The following is a 6,188-nucleotide window of genomic DNA, read 5'->3' on the forward strand; positions in this document are numbered from 1 at the left end:
CATTAAAAAGATACTGCAAAGTACAAGGACGTCTGACTGCCCCCACCATGCTTACTCCGTAAATTGTTCTTCCATTTCCCTTAATACATCGATATTTTTCATGAAATCAGCTGCCTTTTGGAAGTCTTTGTATAAGACTCGATCCGTATCAAGAAATGGAACATACTTTCTACATGTAGAATAAACCCACTTTGTTCCATCTCCTAGATGGTGGGCACCCCGATAATCAGCTGCCTGAACTCCACATAACAACTCAATAGATATAACACTGCGGCAGTTCTCGACAATTTTGGCTGCTTTACGTGCTGCGATGGTTCCCATACTCACATGATCTTCTTGATTAGCTGAACTTGGGATTGAATCGACACTTGCAGGGTGCGCAAGAGATTTATTTTCTGAAACGAGTGAAGCTGCAGCATACTGTGCAATCATAAATCCAGAATTAGTTCCTCCATACTTCGTTAAAAACGGAGGAAGATTGTCATTTAGTTGGGGATTGACAAGCCGTTCAATTCTTCTTTCAGAAATATTAGCCAACTCTGCCACCGCAATTGAGAGAAAATCCATCACTAATGCGATCGGTTGGCCATGGAAATTCCCTCCCGAAATCACCTTATTCTTCTCTGCGAAAATTAGTGGATTATCTGTAACCGAATTTATTTCAATAACTATTTTGTCATGAATATAATTCAATGCATCTCTCGTTGCCCCATGTACTTGAGGAACACAACGTAATGAATAGGCATCTTGCACTCGTACTTCTCCCTGGTTCGTCATTAACTGACTGCCCTTTGTCAACATCTGTACATTTCTTGCAACTTGCTGTTGACCATAGTGTGGACGAATTTCATGCGTTTCAGGCTCAAAAGCCTGTCTAACCCCCCGTAGAACCTCGGTCGTTAAAGCTGCTGAGGAGTCCGCCCATTTAGCAAGTTTCATGGCATCCCAACATGCAATTGCACCAACTCCCGTCATGACCTGTGTTCCATTAATCAGTGCGAGTCCTTCTTTTGCTTCAAGTGATACAGGAGCGATTCCCGCTTTATAAAGAGCTGCTCCTCCCTCCATTAATTCTCCATTATAGTAAGCCTCTCCTTCCCCCATCATGACAAGAGCCAAATGGGAGAGCGGTGCCAGATCGCCGCTTGCTCCTAGAGAACCCTTTTCAGGGATCATCGGAATAACACCTTTGTTCAGCATCTCTACCATCATTTCAATAACCTGAAGCCGAATACCAGAATTCCCTCTCATAAGCGAATTAATGCGAAGGAAGATAATTGCTCTTACTACTTCTTCTGGAAACGGATCTCCAATGCCGCACGCATGGCTGCGAATCAAATTTACCTGCAAATCTTTCGCATCATCACTAGATATATACGTGTCACTGAATTTTCCAAAACCTGTAGTCAGACCATATACTACTTTTTTCTCAGCCAGCAGCTTCTCCACATATTGTCTGCTTTGGATTACCTTTTCCTTAGAATTCTCTGCCAAACAAACTTTATAATGATAACGCCCAACAAGAACGACATCTTCTAAAGATAATGTATCGCCCCCGATTGTAACTTCCTTCTGTTCTACAAATTGCATTCTGATCGACTCCTTCTATAAATAAGTGAATTAAAAAAGAGACCACACCAAATAAAATGGTTGTGACCTCTATAAACTAAAGAACTATGGCCTTATCTATTATTTTTTGACCTTCAATAATTCAAAGCATCGATATATTTCACTTTTTTAGCTAGATCATATTTCATTTTAAAATAGAAGCATTGAACTCTATAGATTAAAGTCTGTTTTACAATCTGATTTTATTTAAAACCTGCGAATTCAATGTTTTGACTAATGGCTTGCCTGCTACACCATCAATAATATTCTGACAGGTCTTGTTTTTTAATTCTTCAAGTGCATCTTCCGAGATATAACCCGAATGAGGTGTAACAAAAACCTCGTCCATAGCAAGCAGAGGGTCATTGGGATTTGGCGGTTCATTCAATAATACATCAAGACCAGCACCAGCGATGTGTCCTTCAAAAATTGCTTGATATAAATCCTCTTCATTAATCAGGCCGCCTCTGCTCGTATTGACAATAAATGAGCCCCGAGGCATCATCATTAGTTGTTCGTAGCTAATGATGTTTTTATTCTCTGGCCTAAGTGGTATATGGAGACTCAAAATAGTCGATTGCTTCAGCAATTCGTTAAATGAAACTGTTTCCACTGCGTATTCCGCCAATACTTCTTGTGGAGCTGTAGGGGCATGGGTTATTATGCGAACACCAAAAGGTTTAAGCTTCCGGGCAACCTTACGAGCAATTAGCCCAAATCCAAGTAAGCCAACTGTGTTTTTACTAAAGCGCTGAATAGGAAGGGTATCCATAGGAGCCCATTTCCCTCCCTTTACTTGCCTATGATAAGCAGGGAAACGTCTAGTGATCGTGAGCATATGCGTTATCGTATGATCAGAGACCTCTTCTGAGCAAAATTCTGGCACATGGGATACGATTATCCCCTTTCCTGTAGCTGCCTCTACATCGATATGATTATATCCGACTGACGAAGCGGTAATTACCCGACAGGAATCTAGTTTATTAATTAACTCTGCTTGACATGGAAACCCTACTTGGACGATTACCCCGTCCACATATGGAGCATATTGAGGCAGATCCTCTTCCAATGTCTCTGAGCGGGTTACCTTCACTTCAAACCCATTTTGTTCAAGGATAGCCTTTTCCACACTATGGTCTACCCATTCATCATCAAGAATCCAAACTAAATGCCGGCCATCTTTCATTGCGTTCCCCCCTTATATGTGATGTGGAGTTTGACTGCTTACTTCCTCCAGCGCCTTGATGAGCTTATCATTCTGCTTCGCTGTACCTATGCTGATACGTGCATAGGTAGGATACCCCCAAGCTGAACACGGACGAATGATTAACCCCTTTGAAAATAAATCTTTTGCTAGTTTCGAAGTATCTTGCTTCATGTCGATGAACAGGAAATTCGTATGTGTTTCTTCTACTTTATAGCCAAGAGACCTAAAAACCGTAATCATTTTTTCCATCTCAAGCTTGTTTCCGAGTAGAACTTTTTCTTTATATTCCACATCATCAAGAGCAGCAACCGCACCTGCATGGGCTACGCGATTACAGGCAAACGGTTCACGTACCATTTGCAAAGGTCTTATGAGCTCTTCATTTGCCATCGCATAGCCTACTCTCATCCCAGCTAGCCCATACAACTTAGAAAACGTACGAATCGTAATTACGGGAAATCCTTCCTTAATATACTCTACCCCCGTTAGATAGTGATCGAGGGTAATAAATTCGCCATAAGCCTCGTCTAGTACGGCAATAACATGCTTTGGCAAACGCTTGAAAAACTTTCGAAGTTCCTCTCCATCTACTATGGTGCCAGTTGGATTATTGGGGTTGCATATGATGACAAGCTTCGTCCGCTCATTAATTGCATCGAGTATTGCCTCAAGATCAAACTTATGATCCTTTGTAGTCGGCACTTCTACAGGAATTCCTCCCACTAGAAGAGTGTTTTTATTATATTCTGAAAAGGTAGGTGTACAATATACTACTTCATCTCCAGAATTGACATATGAAGCAATCACTAGGTTAATAATATTGTCTGCTCCGTTTGCAACAACATAGTTTTCAGGATCGATTCCATGTAGGCTCCCAAGTTTATTACGAAGCTCCAAACACGTCAGGTCCGGATAATAATGGGCCTCAAGAACAGCCTTCTGCATCGCCTCAACCGCTTTTGGCGACGGGCCGAGGGGATTTTCATTAGTAGCAAGACGAATGATTTCATTTAATTTTGATTGTTCTTCTGCTTCCTTAGCCGCTTCTCCAGGAATATATGGTTCTAAATTTCTTACGCTGCTACGCCACAAATTTTCCGACATTGTAAATCCTCCTCTGATTTCATCAACAATTTAAACAATTTTTCTAGCTTTTTATTAACAATAAATAGAGTCATTTTTTAACTCAAAAATATTTTACACAATATTCGGAAAAAAACTAAGCTGTTTAACTACAAATGTCAAAATACTCCACAATATAGCAAGAAATTAGATTAGAAGGCTGAACAAGTAGAAATAAGGTCCTATTTTAGTTATGTTATTACACCCTATTAGAATGGAATTCAAGTTGAAAAAGTATAACATATCATAAAAATAAGTACTTACAGAATGCTAAATGATGAGATAACATTAATAAGATTCTAAATATTAGAATAATTACGAGGAGGAAAAACATGACATGATCTCTGCCTTATACAAAATGTAAGTTTATCTCAAAAGCACTTTTGGATTATTGGTGTGATTTGTTTTTACTATTACGATCGTAAAAAAAGGGGAAAGATAAATAATGAATGCTGTCCTAATTTCCGTACTAATCTTGATCGTATTAAGTATGATACGGGTGAATGTGATATTTAGTATTTTACTAGCAGCAATAAGCGCTGGGTTAATTGCAGGGGTATCTATTTCAGATTCACTAAATATGCTCATATCAGGAATGGGCGGGCAAGCTGAAACCGCATTAAGTGTTGTTTTACTGGGGATTTTTGCGGTCATGATTAAATATTCCGGGATTACTGGAATATTAGTAAATCAGCTTTTGAAATTCATGAAAGGCAAACGAGGATTTATTCTATTAACAATTGCTGGAGTATCCTGTTTATCTCAAAATTTAGTCCCTGTACACATTGCCTTTATCCCGATCCTCATACCTCCTTTACTTCATTTGTTCGATCAAATGAAAATAGATCGTCGTGGAGTAGCTACAGCCTTGACATTCGGATTGAAAGCTCCTTACATCATGATTCCTGCAGGTTATGGACTAATGTTTCACCAAATTATTGCAGATGAAATGAAGGCATATGGAATGAATATTGCGGTAAGCCAGCTTCCACTAGCATTGCTTATTCCAGGATTAGGGATGATTGTAGGGTTATTAATCGCCGTCTTCGTCACATATCGAAAAGAAAAAAATATCGGATCAACAGAGGACATTGAGGATTCTCTTGTTTCATCGGAAATAGCAGCAACAACTGAAGTTATTCGTTTTAACAAGCAGCACGGAATCACTTTAGTTGCTATTGCTTTATCTCTTGGTGTTCAACTTTTTACCCATTCTCTTGCTTTGGGAGCACTTATAGGGATTATTGCGATGTTTTTAGCTCGGGTTGTCCCATTCCTTAAGGGGGATGAAGTAGTAGACGATGGAATGAAAATGATGGGTGCAATTGCCTTTGTATTATTGATTGCTGCAGGTTATGCAACGATCTTAAAGGATACTGGAGCAATCGATGATTTAGTTGCACATACATCAAATATAATCGGTGAAAGTAAATTTTTCACAGCATTCATTATTCTTTCAATTGGCCTGCTTATAACGATGGGAATCGGTACTTCCTTTGGCACAATCCCCCTTTTAGCAGCCGTATATGTTCCTTTATGTCTTGCAGTAGGTTTTTCGCCACTAGCAACAGCAGCGTTGATTGGAACAGCAAGTGCTTTAGGTGACGCAGGATCTCCTGTCTCAGATAGTACGATCGGTCCAACAATGGGGTTAAATGCAGATGGAAAACATAATCATATTTGGGGTACATGTGTACCTACCTTTATTCATTTCAACATTCCACTGTTTATATTTGGGATGATTGCTGCTTTAATTCTTTAACACACAAAATAAGAACACCTTCTTGTAAAATGCAAGTGCGACCAAACATCCACAAGAAGGCGTTCCTTATAGGTAAAAATACCACATTATTAATTAGGTTGAAAGGTTTACTTATCTAGAATACTAGCCATGCTTTAAAAAATCATTTGCTTTTTGAAGCATGGCTAGTAAATTTTTCCACATTTTACCCCATTGTATACTTTTTTCCTTTCAATTTTCCTCACCAACACACTATCTAGTTCTATGCACAATCAGAATGCCTCTTTTAAAGGCTCCATATATACTCCTATTGTGACTTCCTCTATACTACGAATTCTATTTTATTGGTTTCCTTCTATTCTGTAGCAATAAAAAAGAGGTCACACCAAAACGGTTGTGACCTCTAAAACTAGAGCTATGATTTAATAATATTTGGCTCTTTTCGCACATATTGTTGTTTTTATCCTTCAAAATTTGCCCGTTGATTTCCGCTGCGGGCACTTGCTTTCC

4 protein-coding genes are annotated in these 6,188 nt (G+C 39.2%); 1 reads left to right on the forward strand and 3 read right to left on the reverse strand.

What is annotated here, in order from left to right:
• Window positions 1-51: 51 nt before the first annotated feature.
• From hutH to hisC, 3 genes are all read right to left on the reverse strand, one after another.
• Entirely contained in the window at window positions 52-1,590 is a 1,539-nt protein-coding gene (gene hutH / locus BGM26_RS12000) for a histidine ammonia-lyase (RefSeq protein WP_217040044.1), read from the reverse strand.
• A 208-nt stretch (window positions 1,591-1,798) separates the two neighbouring features.
• Window positions 1,799-2,794 carry a C-terminal binding protein gene (locus BGM26_RS12005; protein ID WP_217040045.1) on the reverse strand — a complete coding sequence of 332 codons (996 nt, stop codon included), beginning with the start codon at window positions 2,792-2,794 and terminating at the stop codon, window positions 1,799-1,801.
• Window positions 2,795-2,806: 12 nt separating this feature from the next.
• Window positions 2,807-3,919 (reverse strand): histidinol-phosphate transaminase, encoded by a 1,113-nt coding sequence (hisC, locus tag BGM26_RS12010; RefSeq protein WP_217040046.1) that lies wholly within the window; start codon window positions 3,917-3,919, stop codon window positions 2,807-2,809.
• Between the two features lie 463 nt (window positions 3,920-4,382).
• Here hisC and BGM26_RS12015 point away from each other — a divergent pair, with 463 nt between their 5' ends.
• Window positions 4,383-5,699, forward strand: coding sequence for a Na+/H+ antiporter family protein (locus tag BGM26_RS12015; RefSeq protein ID WP_254119248.1), 1,317 nt, complete (start codon window positions 4,383-4,385; stop codon window positions 5,697-5,699).
• Window positions 5,700-6,188 lie beyond the last annotated feature (489 nt).

The organism is Bacillus sp. FJAT-29790 (assembly GCF_019039215.1).
In the GTDB taxonomy this organism is placed as follows: domain Bacteria; phylum Bacillota; class Bacilli; order Bacillales; family Cytobacillaceae; genus Cytobacillus.

What these genes read in the sequence shown, in the direction of transcription:
- hutH (WP_217040044.1), bottom strand. Translation starts at nt 1,590, where the DNA reads ATGCAATTTGTAGAACAGAAGGAAGTTACAATCGGGGGCGATACATTA.
- BGM26_RS12005 (WP_217040045.1), bottom strand. Translation starts at nt 2,794, where the DNA reads ATGAAAGATGGCCGGCATTTAGTTTGGATTCTTGATGATGAATGGGTA.
- hisC (WP_217040046.1), bottom strand. Translation starts at nt 3,919, where the DNA reads ATGTCGGAAAATTTGTGGCGTAGCAGCGTAAGAAATTTAGAACCATAT.
- BGM26_RS12015 (WP_254119248.1), top strand. Translation starts at nt 4,383, where the DNA reads ATGAATGCTGTCCTAATTTCCGTACTAATCTTGATCGTATTAAGTATG.